The 15,588-nt window shown below is 62.6% G+C and carries 15 protein-coding genes, 1 tRNA gene and 1 pseudogene; 10 read left to right on the plus strand and 7 right to left on the minus strand.

Annotated elements, in window-relative coordinates:
* Positions 1-41 precede the first annotated feature (41 nt).
* Positions 42-1,901, minus strand: coding sequence for an ABC-F family ATP-binding cassette domain-containing protein (locus ACFE8X_RS11715; RefSeq protein ID WP_375451659.1), 1,860 nt, complete (start codon positions 1,899-1,901; stop codon positions 42-44).
* A 141-nt stretch (positions 1,902-2,042) separates the two neighbouring features.
* Positions 2,043-2,858, minus strand: a complete 816-nt coding sequence (locus ACFE8X_RS11720; protein ID WP_375451660.1) for a hypothetical protein — start codon at positions 2,856-2,858, stop codon at positions 2,043-2,045.
* A 207-nt stretch (positions 2,859-3,065) separates the two neighbouring features.
* Between ACFE8X_RS11720 and ndk the strand changes: the two genes are divergently transcribed.
* From ndk to ACFE8X_RS11750, 6 genes are all read left to right on the plus strand, one after another.
* Positions 3,066-3,488, plus strand: coding sequence for a nucleoside-diphosphate kinase (ndk, locus tag ACFE8X_RS11725; RefSeq protein ID WP_375451661.1), 423 nt, complete (start codon positions 3,066-3,068; stop codon positions 3,486-3,488).
* A 375-nt stretch (positions 3,489-3,863) separates the two neighbouring features.
* Positions 3,864-5,744, plus strand: a complete 1,881-nt coding sequence (locus tag ACFE8X_RS11730) for a DEAD/DEAH box helicase (protein ID WP_375451662.1) — start codon at positions 3,864-3,866, stop codon at positions 5,742-5,744.
* A gap of 26 nt (positions 5,745-5,770) precedes the next feature.
* Positions 5,771-6,580, plus strand: coding sequence for a hypothetical protein (locus ACFE8X_RS11735; protein WP_375451663.1), 810 nt, complete (start codon positions 5,771-5,773; stop codon positions 6,578-6,580).
* Positions 6,581-6,712: 132 nt separating this feature from the next.
* Entirely contained in the window at positions 6,713-7,027 is a 315-nt protein-coding gene (gene sugE, locus ACFE8X_RS11740) for a quaternary ammonium compound efflux SMR transporter SugE (protein ID WP_375451664.1), read from the plus strand.
* Between the two features lie 233 nt (positions 7,028-7,260).
* The gene (locus ACFE8X_RS11745) at positions 7,261-7,857 is read left to right on the plus strand and encodes a hypothetical protein (RefSeq protein ID WP_375451665.1); all 597 of its coding nucleotides are present in this window, start codon (positions 7,261-7,263) and stop codon (positions 7,855-7,857) included.
* 227 nt (positions 7,858-8,084) lie between these two features.
* Positions 8,085-10,223, plus strand: a complete 2,139-nt coding sequence (locus ACFE8X_RS11750) for a molybdopterin-dependent oxidoreductase (protein ID WP_375451666.1) — start codon at positions 8,085-8,087, stop codon at positions 10,221-10,223.
* A gap of 138 nt (positions 10,224-10,361) precedes the next feature.
* Here ACFE8X_RS11750 and ACFE8X_RS11755 read toward each other — a convergent pair whose 3' ends face one another.
* Entirely contained in the window at positions 10,362-11,129 is a 768-nt protein-coding gene (locus ACFE8X_RS11755) for a sulfite exporter TauE/SafE family protein (protein ID WP_375451667.1), read from the minus strand.
* Between the two features lie 379 nt (positions 11,130-11,508).
* Here ACFE8X_RS11755 and ACFE8X_RS11760 point away from each other — a divergent pair, with 379 nt between their 5' ends.
* The 3 genes from ACFE8X_RS11760 (at position 11,509) to ACFE8X_RS11770 (ending at position 12,959) form a co-directional block, all read left to right on the plus strand.
* Positions 11,509-11,949: a glyoxalase superfamily protein gene (locus tag ACFE8X_RS11760; protein WP_375451668.1), complete on the plus strand. Its 441-nt coding sequence runs from the start codon at positions 11,509-11,511 to the stop codon at positions 11,947-11,949.
* A gap of 92 nt (positions 11,950-12,041) precedes the next feature.
* Positions 12,042-12,746 (plus strand): glutathione S-transferase family protein, encoded by a 705-nt coding sequence (locus ACFE8X_RS11765; RefSeq protein WP_375451669.1) that lies wholly within the window; start codon positions 12,042-12,044, stop codon positions 12,744-12,746.
* A gap of 120 nt (positions 12,747-12,866) precedes the next feature.
* A tRNA-Ser gene (locus ACFE8X_RS11770) sits at positions 12,867-12,959 on the plus strand.
* Between the two features lie 268 nt (positions 12,960-13,227).
* On the opposite strand, the gene ACFE8X_RS11775 is transcribed toward ACFE8X_RS11770, so the two are convergent.
* A complete protein-coding gene (locus ACFE8X_RS11775) occupies positions 13,228-13,665 on the minus strand; it encodes a zinc ribbon domain-containing protein (RefSeq protein ID WP_375451771.1) in 438 nt (145 codons plus the stop codon).
* A 48-nt stretch (positions 13,666-13,713) separates the two neighbouring features.
* Here ACFE8X_RS11775 and ACFE8X_RS11780 point away from each other — a divergent pair.
* Positions 13,714-13,836, plus strand: a pseudogene (locus ACFE8X_RS11780) (hypothetical protein); the annotation flags it as partial.
* Positions 13,837-13,980: 144 nt separating this feature from the next.
* Here ACFE8X_RS11780 and ACFE8X_RS11785 read toward each other — a convergent pair.
* From ACFE8X_RS11785 to ACFE8X_RS11795, 3 genes are read right to left on the minus strand one after another with little or no spacing between them, the layout of a single operon-like run.
* Entirely contained in the window at positions 13,981-14,511 is a 531-nt protein-coding gene (locus tag ACFE8X_RS11785) for a recombinase family protein (RefSeq protein ID WP_375451670.1), read from the minus strand.
* A complete protein-coding gene (locus ACFE8X_RS11790) occupies positions 14,508-14,888 on the minus strand; it encodes a hypothetical protein (protein WP_375451671.1) in 381 nt (126 codons plus the stop codon). The genes ACFE8X_RS11785 and ACFE8X_RS11790 overlap by 4 nt, the downstream gene beginning before the upstream one ends.
* Positions 14,889-14,901: 13 nt before the next feature.
* A complete protein-coding gene (locus tag ACFE8X_RS11795) occupies positions 14,902-15,549 on the minus strand; it encodes a hypothetical protein (protein ID WP_375451672.1) in 648 nt (215 codons plus the stop codon).
* Between the last annotated feature and the right edge of the window lie 39 nt (positions 15,550-15,588).

The following is a 15,588-nucleotide window of genomic DNA, read 5'->3' on the forward strand; positions in this document are numbered from 1 at the left end:
AAAAGCCAACCGTCCGCCGGAGTCAACTCAACTCCGAGCCCTCATGCGGTCTCGGCGGTTTCCAGGTCGGCGCTCAGCGCCAGCCACTTTTCCTCGGTGGTTTCCAGGTCGGCGGCGAAGCGCGCCCTGTCCTTGCCCAGGGCGATCAGCCGGTCGGACGCACCGTTATAGATCTTGGGATCGTCCAGCTGGCTCTGCACCTTGCTGATTTCCACCTTCAGGCGCGCGATCTTGGCTTCCGCATCCTTGATTGATTGTTTGAGCGGCGCGACGGCTTCGCGGCGGGCGGCGGCTTCCTGCTTGGCGGCCTTGCGGTCTTCCTTGCTGCCCTTGGGCTCCTTGGCGCCGGTGATCGAGCGCTGGTAGCTGTCCAGGTCCTCGTCCAGAACCTTGATCGTGCCGCCTTCGGCGATCCACAGCGTATCGCAGGTCGCTTCCACCAGATGTCGGTCGTGGCTGATGATCAGCACGGCGCCCTCGTAGTCGTTCAAGGCATGCACCAGCGCGTCGCGGCTGTCGATATCCAAATGGTTGGTCGGCTCGTCCAGGATCATCATGCCCGGCCCGCTGAACGTGATCAGCCCCATCAGCAGCCGCGCCCGCTCACCACCGCTGAGGTTCTTGGCCACGGTGTCCATGCGCGATTTGGTCAGCCCCATCTGGCTCAGCCGCGAGCGCCGCTTGCTTTCGCTGTCGGTCGGCATCAGCTCGATGACATGCTCGAACGGCGTCCATTCCGGCTTCAGCTTGTCCATCTGGTGCTGGGCGAAATGGGCGATTTCCAGCTTCTTGCCCTTGTTGAAGGCGCCACCCATCGGCTTGATATCGCCCGCCAACAGCTTGGCGAAGGTCGACTTGCCGTTGCCGTTGACCCCGATCAGCGCGATCCGGTCTTCCGGGTCGATCCGCATGTTGATGTTGCGCAGGATGGTCTTGTCGCCATACCCCGCCGAAACCGCGTCCAGCGTGATCATCGGCGTCGCCGCTTCCGCCTTGGGCTGCTGGAAGGTGAACGGCGCCGAATATTCGTCGAACATCGCCGCCGGCGGCCGCAGCTTTTCAATCATCTTCATGCGCGCCTGCGCCTGCTTGGCCTTGGCTGCGGATGCCTTGAAGCGATCGACGAACTTTTGCATATGCGCGATCTGGTCGAGCGACTTTTCGCGGCCCTTGTTATTGAGCTCCATCTGCATGCGCCGCGTCGATTCGAACGTGTCGTAATTGCCTTTGTAGAAGGTCAGCTTCTTGTGCTCGAGATGGATGATCGAGGAGACCGATTTGTTCAGCAGGTCGCGATCGTGGCTGATCATGAACACGGTATAGGGGTAGGTGGCGAGGTACTTCTCCAGCCACAGCGTGCCTTCCAGATCCAGGTAGTTGGTCGGCTCGTCCAGCAGCAACAGGTCCGGCTGCGAAAACAGCACCCCCGCCAGCGCCACCCGCATGCGCCAGCCGCCCGACAGCTCATGGGTCGGCCCGTGCTGGCGGTCATGCTCGAAGCCGAGCCCCTTGAGGATCGTCGATGCCCGCGCCTCGGCAGTATGGGCATCGATATCGGCCAGCCGCATGTAGATTTCCCCGATCCGCTCGGGATCGGTCGCCGTTTCGGCCTCCGCCATCAGCGCCGTGCGCTCCTTGTCGGCGGCCATCACCACCTCCAATACGCTCTCGTTGCCCGCCGGCGCCTCCTGGGCCACCGCCCCAATCCGCGCCTTCTTGACCAGCTCGATGCCGCCGGCATCGGGTTGCAGATGCTCCTGGATCAGGTGGAACAGCGTGGTCTTGCCGGTGCCGTTCTTGCCTACGAACCCGGTCTTGGAGCCGGTCGGCAACACCACCGAAGCGCCGTCGAACAGCTCGCGCCCCTGGATGCGATAGATGAGGTTGTTGATGGACAGCATGGCGCGACGATCTGCAAAACGAGAAAAACGGGCTTGGAGCCGCAGCAAAACCGCGCGCGCTCAATTCAGCATGCTGGATAGTGTCTGGCGCCCGCCTTGGCAACCGCTGCGCGCACATGGCTGCCTTGGCGGCCCGTGCGCCTAGGCCGCTGCCGCCATCGCCGCCCCGATCGCCTCGCGCTCGGCATCGGTGAATTCGACCCGGTTGAGCGCCGCATCGAGCAGGATCAGCATGCCGCCCCGCCGCGGGATCGCCGCCAGCAGAACGGTCTTCTTGCCATCTAGCCCCAGCACGAATGGCCGCTCCTTGCCCCTGAACCCGCTATGGGCGTTCAGATACTTCTTGCCGTCCAGCGTGTACTTGACCGAATAGGTGGTGCCCAACAGGCCGAACAGCAACTTGCGCGCGATACTGACCGTCGCCGCCACCGGCACCAGTTCCACCGGCTCGCTCAGCGACCTTTGGAACCGCGCCGCGCCCCGCGCCGTGCGCAACAGCGCCAGCCCGCCTGCCAGCAACGCCAGCGCGATCGCCCCTGCCACGATCGCGCGGTTCCACAGCATGTCCAGCCCCAGGCTGAGCGTGGCCATGCTCGGATGGCTCGCCGAGCGGATCACGCTGACTTCATAGTCGCTGTTGGACGGATCGAGAAACAGATAGGACAGCGACGCCGTGACCGACTTGCCCTTGATCTCGTAGGCGATATCGGCCCCGCAACTGGTGACGATCCCGCGATAGGTCGAGCACTCCCCATTGCTGATATCGGCTTCGGGCACTTCGACCGGATCGGCCTGGATAATGAAATCGCGCGTCAGGTTGGGCCCGACCCAGAGCGCGCCGGCGATCAGCAGGCCGAACAGGATCAGCGCGAACGCCACGCTGCCCAAGGGCGAGTTGATGCCGCTCTTGGCGATCTGCACCGGTCTTGTCGGAAAGGCGTTGAAAACAGGATCCATGAAAAACTCGATGAAAAACGGGGTTGAACTGACCAATCAATCAGATGCGCCATGTCTTAGCCGTGCGCAGCCGCGAAGGTAAACCCCTGCGCGTGCCGCCCGCCGCCGCCCGGACAGTCTGCTGCGTAGCCGCGTCTTGCCTCCGTCAAACTCTGCCGCTACAAGGCGCGACCCTTCCAGACCAACGCAAGACTAAGGACCAGTTCAATGGCTCTCGAACGCACCTTTTCCATTCTCAAGCCCGATGTCGTCCGCCGCAACCTGATCGGCAGGGTCCTCGCTAAGTTCGAGGCCGCCGGCCTGCGCCCCATCGCGCTCAAGAAAATCCACATGACCCGCGCCCAGGCCGAGGGCTTCTACGCCGTCCATAAGGATCGCCCCTTTTTTGGCGAACTGGTCGAGCAGATGATCGCGTCCCCCGTCGTCATCCAGGTGCTTGAAGGCGAAGGCGCCATCCTCAAGAACCGCGAAGTCATGGGCGCCACCAACCCCGCCAACGCCGCCGACGGCACCATCCGCAAGGAATTCGCCCTCTCCATCGGCGAAAATTCCGTCCACGGCTCCGACGCCCCCGAAACCGCAGCCTCCGAAATCAAGTTCTTCTTCACCGACGAAGAACTCGTCGGCTAAGCCCCATCTTCCTACCCTCTCCCCTTGAGGGACTTGGAGGCGTTAGCGAAGCCACAAGACGCTCCAGTGGAGCGTCTTGAGCCGAACAAGGACAGACATTTCTGCGTTCAGCAGAAATGTCAGGGTGAGGGGTCCTGCGCCCGCCCATGCTTCAATTTTCTGGCGAGCATTGAACCCATAATCCGCCCCTTCGGGGCACCTTCTCCCTCAAGGGGAGAAGGCTGACGACTGCCAAATCTCTGCTAGGGCCGCCCGCCAGGCGGCCTTTTTGCTTGTTTGTGCTATAAGGCACTTTAATCCACAGCTCCTTCGCTGCCTCCCAACGATAAAGGGGAGTGCCGGGCAGGGGTTCTTATCCCACCTGAAAGAATTGCTTTGTCCCTACCTGAAACGATCCTCGCCCCGCTCGCTCGCGCCCTTGCCGCCAAGGGCTACGAAGCCCTGACCGCCGTGCAGGATGCCGTCATCGCCGACGAGGCCGCCGGCCGCGACCTGCTCGTCTCCGCCCAGACCGGCTCCGGCAAGACCGTCGCCTTCGGCATGGCCATCGCCCCCACTTTGCTGGGTGACGCCGAGCGCTTCACCGACCTCGGCGCGCCGCTGGCCCTCATCATTGCCCCGACCCGCGAACTCGCCCTCCAGGTGCAGCGCGAACTCGATTGGCTCTACGCCGAGGCCGGCGCCAAGACGGCGTCCTGCGTCGGTGGCATGGACATGCGCACCGAGCGCCGCGCCCTCGAACGCGGCGCCCACATTGTCGTCGGCACCCCGGGGCGCCTGCGCGATCACATCACCAAGGGCGTGCTCGACATGTCCGCCCTGCGCGCCGTCGTCCTCGACGAAGCCGATGAAATGCTCGACTTGGGCTTTCGCGAAGACCTCGAATTCATTCTCGATGCCGCCCCCGAGGATCGCCGCACCCTCTTGTTCTCCGCCACCGTGCCCAAGCCGATCGCCCAGCTGGCAAAAACCTTCCAGAACGACGCTCTGCGCATTTCGGCCACCAATGCTGCCGAGCAGCACGCCGATATCGACTACAAGCTGATGCTGGTCCCCGCCGCCGAGCGCGAGAACGCCATCATCAACACGCTGCTGTATTTCGACAGCGCCAACACCCTGGTCTTCGCCTCCACCCGCGAAGGGGTCAAGCACCTCTCCTCGCGCCTCCACAATCGCGGCTTCGACGTTGTCACCCTCTCGGGCGAACTCTCGCAGGCCGAGCGCACCAATGCGCTCCAATCCATGCGCGACGGCCGCGCTCGCATCTGCGTCGCCACCGATGTCGCCGCCCGCGGCATCGACCTGCCCAATCTCGATCTCGTCATCCATGCCGACATGCCGACCAATCCCGATACCTTGCTGCATCGTTCCGGCCGCACCGGGCGGGCAGGGCGCAAGGGCACCTGCGTCCTCATCGTGCCGATGCATCGCCGCAACGCCGTCCAGCGCACGCTCAAGCTCGCCAAGCTCGACGTTCAGGGCATGGCTCCCCCGACCAGCGCCGACATCGATGCCCGCTATCGCGAATCGATCCTGACCGATGCCGCACTGACCACCGAAATCAGCCCCGATGAGACGCCGTTTGTTAACGAACTGCTAACGCGATACGCCCCCGAAGCGATCGCCGCGGCCTACCTGCGCCAGCAACTCGCCGCCCGACCCACCCCTGAGGAAGTCACCGAAAACGCCGCGCCCGCCAAGCCCGGCGACAGCGATCCCCGCGCCCGCGAAAAGTTCGAAGGCGGCACTTGGTTCAAGGTTTCCGTGGGTCGCAAGCACAAGGCCGAGCCGCGCTGGCTGCTGCCCATGCTGTGCAAGGCCGGCAATGTCACCAAGACCGCCATCGGCTCGATCCGCATCTTCGACACCGAATCCCACTTCGAAGTCGCCGCCGCCAAGGCCGACGCCTTCACCAAATCCATCGACAAAAACGGCTCCGGCGAACGCGGCGTCCTCATCACCGCCATCGATAGTCCCGGCGAGCGCACCGAAGGCCGCACCCGCCCGCCGGCCGCCCAGCGCCGCCCCGACGGCCCCATCGAACGCTACGATCCCGCCGCCCCGCGCCCCGAACGCGCCGACCGCGCCCTGCGCTACGATCCAGCCGCCACCGACGGCGCCGTCCGCCTCGCCGACGACAAGCCGCGTCCTCCCAAGGACAAGGGCAAGCCGAAATCGACCGCCGACGCTCCGCCGAAAAAGACCAAGGTTTACAAGCCCAAGGACCACAAGGCCAAGCGCAAGCCGCAGGTTTGACCACCTCCGTCGGTATCGAGGCAAAGATGACGCTCCCCACCATTGTCAGCTTCTGGCACGGCCCCATGAGTTGGCTCGAAGCCTTGTCCATCGCCTCGTTCCGCCGCCAGGGCCACCCCGTCGAGGTCTATTCCTACGACCCGGTGGCGGGGCTGCCGCCGGGCGCCGTCGCGCGCGACGCCGCCGAAGTGCTCCCCCGCGACAAGCTGGTGTTCTACAAGGGCCGGGGCACCCCTGGTGTCTTTTCCGACTATTTCCGCATGAGCCTGCTCAAGCAGGCCCGCGGCGTCTATGCCGATCTCGACGTCTATTGCATGCGCCCCATCACCGGCCCGCCCGATTACCTCATGGCCTATGAGCGCCCGGGCTCGATCAATGGCGCGGTGCTGCACATCCCCGCCGATGCGCCCCTGCTTGATGATCTGCTGGCCATTTTCACCGCGACCGAACGGCCGCTGTTCGAGCCGCATTTGCAGCCCTTGCGCCGCTTCGAGGTCGCGGTCCGGCGCTTGTTTGGCGAAACCATCGCGCCCGAACACATGCAATATGGCGCCACCGGCCCGATGGCGCTGACCCACTACATGCAAAGGCGGGGCCTTGCGCATTTGGTCCAGCCCAGCGCCGTGTTCTACCCCATCCCCTACGAAGCCATTCCTTCGCTCATGCAGCCCGGCTCGAGCATCGATCCCGCCATCCGCCCCGAAACCCTTGCCGTCCATCTCTGGCGCAGCCAACTGACCCGGCGGGGCCGCGCCGAAATGCCCTTGCCCGCGCCGGGCAGCGCCTTGGCAACGCTCTGCGAACGCGAGGAAATTGCCATTTCACCTCCCGCCTGAGCGCATCCATGCACCGGCGGACCGTCTGCCCGGCCCTTCACTTTGACAGCCGCATCCCCTATGTATCGCGGTATCCGGACGGCCGGATTACCGCACATTTCACCGGGACGACCCGCAACTTGGAGCAATCCAATGGCCTGGGTCTATCTCGTCATCGCCGGCATCCTCGAAATGGGTTGGGCGATCGGTCTTAAATACACTGAAGGATTTTCGCGGCTTACCCCCACTGTCCTGACTGTCGCCGCCATGGTTGCCAGCGTCGTGCTGCTCGGCTTGGCCCTGCGCGACCTGCCCGTCGGCACCGGCTATGCGCTCTGGACCGGCATTGGCACCGTCGGCACGGCCATCTTGGGCATGATGCTGTTCGGTGATCCCGCCACCATCGCCCGCCTGGCTTCGATCGGTCTCATTATCGCTGGCATCGCGGGTCTGAAACTCTTGTCCTGACAATGACTTGGCGCAGCGGGCGGAATCAGTTTGCCCGCTGCTTGCGCCAAACCCGACCGCTGTGGAGTGTGACAAAAAAGTTCGTGTTCCATTCCATTATTGCGCTTCCCGAAAAAGTTGATGGTCAGTGCTGCGTTCTTTGTTAGATTCCAGCGCATTGAAATGCCGTGTTTGCGTCACCGGCCCGCAGTTTCGGAGAGCAGATAGTGCCCTTGCATTGGCAGGAAGTGGCTGTGCCACTGGTCGTGATCGTCGTCCTTCTTGTTTTCAAGCACATAGCCTTTTTCGATGGGCTGCCGGTCGGCCGCGCGGCCGGCGTGGTGGCATTTGGCTATGCCGCCTTTCTCGCCCTGCGCCTGGTTCAGGCCGAGGAGGCCGTCCAGGTTGATGGCTGGGCCGAACTGCGCCCCTCGATGGTTGAATATTTCGCCTGCTACGGCGCCGCAGCCCTTGCCGTAATCCTGATGTCCGCTGTCATCGTCATCGGCGGCACCAAGGTCGTCGATCCCGCCCACATCATCGCCACCTTCATCGCCTCTCTCGCCGTTGGCGCGGGCGCTCTCCTGGTTGGGCTTGGCGGTCTGTTCGTCAAGGTGCGTTGGAACACCACCACCCTCGAACACCGCAGTGCGCTGGGCAAAGCCACCATCATTGCCTGGTCCGACGTCCACTCGGTCCGTCCCAACTGGCGCGGCATCACTATCGCTACACCGGACCGCCGGCGGGTCACCTTCTCCCAGTTCCACTCCGGCGCCGCCCAACTCGCCCGCCACGCCGCCAACCGCGCCCGCCGCAACGCCGAAACCGCCACCAAGGCCTTCGCGCTGTAGTCCGACAGGGCTGCCGAATCTCCCCCGCAGGCCCGCTATCACCTATGGCTTTAGCACCATTCTGCCACCGCCACCGGTCGGCTCCTCCCCTGTCAAGGGGAGGTTGGGTGGGGGTGGCGCTTAGCTCCGATCTTTCCCAATATAACCACCCCCATCACCACCATTCATCCCATCCATCACCACAATCACATTGAGCCTCACCGCCCGCTCGGATACCCTCGCGGTCCATGAACAAGCCCATCGTCGCCCGCATCGCCCGTTCGGTCTGCCCGCATGATTGTCCGTCCGCCTGCGCGCTGGACGTCGAGATCATCGACGCGCGCACCATCGGTCGCGTCCGCGGTGCCAAGGACGATCCCTACACCGCTGGCGTCATCTGCGAAAAAGTCGCCCGCTATGCCGAGCGCATCCACCATCCAGATCGCCTGACCCACCCGCTTCGCCGCGTCGGTGCCAAGGGGGCAGGGCAGTGGGCCCCCATCGATTGGGACGAAGCCCTCGACGAAATCGCCGCCCGCTTCCTCGCCATCGAAGCCGACCACGGCGCCGAGGCCATATGGCCCTATTATTATGCCGGCACCATGGGCCATGTGCACCGCGACGGCATTGATCGCCTGCGCGCCGCCAGGGGCTATTCCAACCAGTACGACACCATCTGCACCGGCACCGCCTGGCCCGGCTATATCGCCGGCACCGGCATGCTGGGCGGCGTCAACCCCGAACAGATGGCCGAAAGCGATTGCGTCGTCATCTGGGGCACCAATGCCGTGCACACCCAGGTCAACGTCATGACCCACGCCATGCGGGCCAGGAAAGAACGTGGCGCCAAGATCGTCGTCGTCGACATCTACCGCACCGCCACCATGGACCAGGCCGATCTCGGCCTCATCGTTCGTCCCGGCACCGATGGCGCCTTGGCCGTCGCCGTCATGCACGTGCTGCTGCGCGACAATCTGGCCGACTGCGCCTATATGGCAAACTACACCGATTTCAGCCCGGACTTCGCCGCCCATCTGGCCACCCGCACGCCCCAATGGGCCGCCGGCATCACCGGCCTGACCATCGCCGAGATCGAAACCTTCGCCCACCTCGTTGGTACCACGCCACGCTCCTATTTCCGCTTGGGCTATGGCTTCACCCGCCAGCGCAACGGTGCGACCGCCATGCATGCGGCCCTCTGCATCCCGGCCATGACCGGCGCCTGGCAGCATCGCGGCGGTGGCGCCTTCCACTCCAATTCGGGCACCTGGGCCCTCGACAAATCCCGCCTCACCGGCACCCATCTGCAAAAGGGCGATCCGCGCCAGCTCGACATGTCCGAGATCGGTCCCATCCTGACTGGCGACGCCAAGGCGCTCAAGGGTGGCGGCCCGGTCAAGGCCATGATCGTACAGAACACCAATCCCGCCAGCGTCGCGCCGAACCAGAATCTGACCCGCCAGGGTTTGGCCCGCGAGGACCTGTTCCTCGTCGTCCATGAGCAGTTCATGACCGAAACGGCCGAAATGGCCGATATCGTGCTGCCCGCCACCATGTTCCTCGAACACAACGACTATTACACCCGGGGCGGCCACACCCGCGTGCTCTATGGCCCCAAAGTCATCGAGCGCCCCGGCCAGACTTGGTCCAACCACGAAGTCATCAACGCCCTGGCGCTGCGCCTTGGCCTTGATGACCCCATCTTCCGCACCTGCGACCGCGACGTCGTCGCCGACACCTTCCGCCGCTCGAACTATGGCGAACTCGACGACATCGAAAAAACCGGCTTCGTCGACCGCGAGCGCCCCGATGCCATGGCGCGCTACGCCGATGGCTTCGCCTGGCCCGACAAGCGCTTTCGCTTCGCGCCCGACTGGCAGGGCGTTGCCGACCGCAAGGGCTATCTCTGGACCTGCGACCCTGCCGACATGCCCCGCTTTGCCGACCATTGGGACATCATCGAGAACGCCACAACCGAGCATCCCTTTCGCCTCGCCACCAGCCCGGCCCGCGGCTTCCTCAATTCCACCTTCAACGAAACCCCCGGCAGCCAGCGCCGCGAAGGCCCACCCTCCGTCTTCATCCACCCCGACGACGCCGCCGCCCACGCCATCGCCGATGGCGACTACGTGACCCTCGGCAACCGCCGCGGCTCCGTCGACCTGACCGCCCGCATCTCCACCGGCATGTCCCTCGGCGTCCTCGTCGCCGAAGGCCTCCATCCCAACAAGGCCCACCGCCGCGGCCAGGGCATCAACACGCTGACGAGCGCCGCTCCCGCGCCCCCCTTCGGCGGCGCGGCGTTCCACGATGCTGCAGTCTGGCTAAAAAAGGCCGATGAGTTTGTGTCCGGGGGAGGACTATCAGTCGTCACCCTCGCCCCTTGAGGGAGAGGGACAGCTTGCGACGCGTTCAGCGGAGTAAGCAGGGTGAGGGGTGCCGCGCACGCCCATGGCTCAATGCCCCTGAGCGCAGAACCCCCATCCATTCCACGCACACCTTCTTTCTCCAGGGAGAAGGAAAGCTCACACGAAATAAGCCTTCCAGAAAAACCACGCCGTCATCCCGATCCCGTAAACGATCACCCCCGCCCGGATCGCCTGCCTGGGAAACCGGTGCGCATTCCGCGCTGCCACATACGCCCCCACTGTCACCCCCACCATGGCGATCGAGCCGTGATACCAGTCGATCGACCCACTCAGCGCGAACCGCCCCACCGCAACCACCGCCACAACCGCGGCAATCCACATCTTTAGCCCGTTCATGGCATGGATGTCGCTGATGCCCGCCGTCGCCAAAAACGCCAGCGTCAGGAAGCCCAGCCCCGCATTGAAGAACCCTCCGTAGACGCAAACCAGCGCCAGGAACACCATCAGCAGCAGCGTGCCGAGCAGCTTCATGCCCCGCCGTCCGCCGCCGCGCCGGGCGGCATAGGCGTTGATCCGGTTGCCGAAGATGAACAGCACCACGGCGAACAGCATCAGCCATGGCACCACCAGCGAAAACTGCGCGTTGGACACCACCAGCAGCAGTTCGGCGCCCACATAGCCAAAGATCAGCGCCACGATGGAATACACCACCAGCCGGTGCTTGTGCGCCACGATGCCCGACCAGTAACCCGCTGCGCCGCTCACATAACCGGGCAGCGCCGCATAGGTGTTGGACGCATTGGCGATCACCGGCGTGACTCCGACAGCCAGCAGCGCCGGAAACACGATGAACGATCCTCCGCCCGCCAGCGAATTGACCGCTCCACCCAGCAAGCCCGCGATCAGCAGCAGCAACTCCGTCATCAGCTCTCCTGAGGCGCCCGCCTCTCCATCGTGACCCGTCGGCCTCCTGCTCCTCCCCCTCCCAGGGGAAGGCTGGGTGGGGATTATCTCGGGTCGACCACCGCCCCTCCATACCCTCACCGCACCACCCCGCCCAACGCATTTCCCTGATTTCCCCATCACCCATCTTGATACCGCCCCGGTTTGCACAATTGACAAATCCCTCTCGCCGGCGCAATTACGAAGCAGGTTTTTGGCACCTGCCGCTCGCCGGGATATCCCGATGGTGAAGCCAGTTCGTTGAGCAAGACATCCAGCATGCTGGTTCCCTTTGCGAGGCGCTGCATGGCAAGGCGAGCCCCATGAAGAGACGCCTCACGCATTGTGAAGGACCTTTGTCATGTCGTTTTCTCTCGATACCCCAAGTGCCCAGACCCTCAAATCCGAAGCCAGGGCTTTGCGCGATGACCGCGCCAAGGCCGGCGAAACCCTGTCCCAGGGCGCTGCGCTGGAAGCCGTCGCCCGCGCTCATGGTTTTCGCGATTGGAACACCGCTCGTGCCAGCCTGCCCGAACGCGTGGCCGTGCCTTTCCAGCTTGGCATGCGCGTAACCGGCAAGTATTTATCTCGACCTTTCAGGGGATTGCTGATCGCCGTTAGCGTGATGAGCGATATGCAGCACTACCAGATCACGGTAAAATTCGATGATCCGGTCAACGTCACGCCCACCTTCATGTTCTCGGCTTTTCGCCAGCGCGTCACCGCGACCATCGATATTCATGGCAATTCGCCGGCCCGCACGGGCAACGGCATCCCCCAGCTGCAGTTGCGCGCCGACTAATCCGATAGAGGGCAGGGCACCGTCGCCCAGCCTTGCCCTTCATCGTCGTTTACCGATAAAGTGGCCGCCTCCTCCCGCTGATTGGACGCGCCATGACCACCCAGACCAAGCCTATCGAAGCCTATTCCCTGCCGACCCCGAACGGGCAGAAGCTGCACATCATGCTCGAAGAGCTTGCCATTCCATACACTTACCATCGTATCGATATCGGCAAGGGCGAACAGTTCACGCCAGAGTTCCTGGCCATCTCGCCCAACAACAAGATCCCCGCCATCGTTGATCCCGAAGGTCCCGGCGGCCAGCCCATTTCCGTGTTCGAGTCCGGCGCCATCCTCAAATATCTCGGCCTGAAGTTTGGCCAGTTCTACCCCATCGACATGCGCGCCCAGGTCGAGGTCGATGAATGGCTGTTCTGGCAGGTCGGCGGCTTCGGCCCGATGCTGGGCCAGAACAACCACTTCAACGTCTACGCTCCCGAAAAAATCCCTTACGCCATGAAACGCTACAGCGATGAAACCCACCGCCTGTTCGGCGTGCTGGAGAAGCGCCTGGTGGGTCGCGACTATATTGCCGGCGATTATTCCATTGCCGACATTGCTGCCATCGGCTGGGCCCAGAGCGCCGAGCGTTACGGCATCACTCGCGACGAGTTCCCGCAATTTTATGCCTGGTTCGACCGGCTCAATGCCCGCCCGGCTGTTGCCAAGGGCCTCGGCATCGGCAAGGAAGCGCCCGGTACCAGCGCTGTCGACAACAAGGACGCCGCCAAAATCCTCTTCAACCAGCGCGCCCGCTGACCAATCGCCGCGCCCTTGGGCGCGGCCTTTTCGTTACGGCACCATCACTCCCAAGTTTCTTCCTCACCTGGGCAGAAATGCCTTGCCTCCCACTGCAATTTTCATGTACCAGCCCGTCTTGGAGAGGTGGCCGAGTGGTCGAAGGCACGCCCCTGCTAAGGGCGCAGATGGTCAAAAACTGTCTCGAGGGTTCGAATCCCTTCTTCTCCGCCATTTCACACTTTCCCATGTGAAGGTCTCCTAACAGTTTGAATGGTAAGGTAGTTTTTGGGGTTCGAAATCCCGAATTCCGGCCGTAGGCCGGACGTTCCGCAAACAAGAGTTTGAGGACCATTCTGCGAGCTGCTAGCGATTCATAATGCCAGATATTCCAAGGGCTTGAGAGGAAGTCGCAGGCGAGTTCGAACATTTCCTCGAAGGGGCGCTTGGGACCGGGCTTTCTTGAGAGCTTCTTAGAGGCCAGCAACTTTTCTTTTTCAAGCTAGGCGACACGGCGTTCGTAGGCAGTAATCATGGATCCGCTCGTGGCTTCCACGATCCGATCCATCAGATGGTCGATTTGCTTGTCGAGGCGGACGATATCAGCCTTGAGCGTGACGGCCGCCTGAGTGGCCTGATCCAGCCGCGTGTCCCACGCTTGCTTGAACATGGCGCGCACAATCTCGAATACTTCTTGCGTCGGGGTCATCTGCTGCAGCAGGGCTTCGAAGTCACCCTCGATCCGCTCACGCGGAATGGATTTGCGGTAGCTTTGGCAGCCTTTGGTGAAGCAGAGATAATACGGATGCTTTTTGCCGGTTTTGCTTTTTGACCAGCATGCCGTGAGAGAACCCTCGCAGTCGGCACAGACGACAGCACCTCGCAAGACGAAGTCTTCGTTGATGTCCTTGCGGGCTGGCGCACGAGCATCCTCATTCATCCGGGTCTGGATGCGCTCAGCCGCCTGGCCCGTAACGTCCGCATCCACATGGATTTGCGCGATGCCATCTTTGCGACGGGTGCCCAGATGGATTGCCCGACCATGGAGTTCCGGCAGGACTCGGACGGGCTGTATTTTGAGGGGATGCAAGCCCTCAATGCCGAGCACTATCGGCTCAAGAATGCCGAGCAGACCAAAAACCGAATGCGCTCCCGCGCCATGAACGGTTACTGGCCGTTTCATGCCCCACCGGGATACGTGTTCAGCAAGGTAGCGGGACATGGCAACCTGCTGGTCCGAGATGAGCCAATAGCGTCAATCATTCAGGAGGCTCTCGAAGGCTTTGCATCGGGGCGCCTGCAAACCCAGGGCGAGGTGAAACGCTATCTCGAGGCCCGGCCGGAATTCATGATCAGTAAGAAGCGCGCCGAAATTCGTTACGAAGACGTCATGCGATTGCTGACGCGTCAGCATTACGCTGGATACATCGAAGTCGCTGATTGGGGTGTAACCTTGCGCAAGGGCCACCACGACGGCCTGATCACGCTGGAGCAGTATGATATCGTCGAACACCACGACATATTGCTCGGCGTGCTTTTCGCGCTTGAGGAACTGGATTACCTCCTTGATACCGGGACGGTCGAACAGTCCACCGGAGACGGCGCGGTCGTAGACGACCTTCACCACTATGTACCCTTTATAGGCCGCATATTCCCGGCAGCGTGACTCTTGCGACGCTAGCCCATCGCCTTTTTTCGTTTGAGCGATACTTGATACGCGGCAATAGATTATGGCCTTCAGCGGCTCGGCGTTTTCGTCGCGGTCACGCTTGTAAAACTGGTTCATGTCCTCCTTCCTTTCCGCACTGCCGCCACATTATCGGCCTGCTGGTTTGGGGTTGTATCCGGTGGTGTTAGTTGGCGTTCTGATGATACCAACCCGGCATTGTGGGATCCGCTGTTTTCGACATTCTGCCCACAGCCCTCGGCCTCAATCGCCTGTTGCACAGGATCGACGCCGAAGCCCAGATCAACGAAGCCGACGATGATCGTCCAGAGCATTTCGAGAAATTCCCGTTTCTGCTCGTCGGTCATGTCGCTCTCCGTGAGATAGCGCTCATAAAGCGCCACATCGAGCGTCACGACCGGGCGCGCGGCGGGCAGCGCCGGGGCGGAAACGTCCGCCCCGGTCGGTCCAGCGATGTCGTCGAACGCGTCTTTCATGGACAGGGCCCACCTACTGGGGGCCGGATCGAGAACGAACAGTTCCCCGGCCGGCACCGCGCGAAGGCTTTTCCTGCTCTCGTGACGACTCACGCTCGGCTTTCTCGGCCTCGATCTTGGGACGGTAGATCGTTTCGTCCAAATCCTTGCCCCAGGCCAGAAGCTCGGAGCCTTCGACCTCGGCGAACTCCTCCCGCATCAGACGCTTGGCACAAGCGTCAGTCACACCGATCTGCTCGGCAATCTGGTGCGCCTGATGGGCATAGGCGCGGTTGAAAGGCATCGTGATGCCGTCTTCCATCAAGTCGCCAATGGCAGTCGCCTCCCGATAGGCCAAAGTGCGATCGTTGTCCGTTACGGCCTCGTCGCGCTTTACCAAATCCTCGCGCATCTGATTCATGCTCTGGCCAGTTCGCTCTTTGAACAGGTCCCGGATGATCGTTTCGGACTTGGTGGCATCAAACTTTTCTGTGCGGGAAAAAGCGAATGCATAGTCGCCCAGCTTTTCTTTGAACGACCCCGACTGGCGGATTTCGCTCTCGATGATGCCGGTAATCACCATGGCCTCATCAAATTGGCGGTCGGTAAGCAAACGGCCTGAAAAGCTTTCTCGGGCTATGGCGACCCGTTCATTTTCTTTCGGATCATAATACTGGTTCATGCTCAGTCTCCTTTCTGCTATGATAGAACATATAGTGAA

It is taken from the genome of uncultured Devosia sp., assembly GCF_964244875.1.
Lineage (GTDB): Bacteria > Pseudomonadota > Alphaproteobacteria > Rhizobiales > Devosiaceae > Devosia.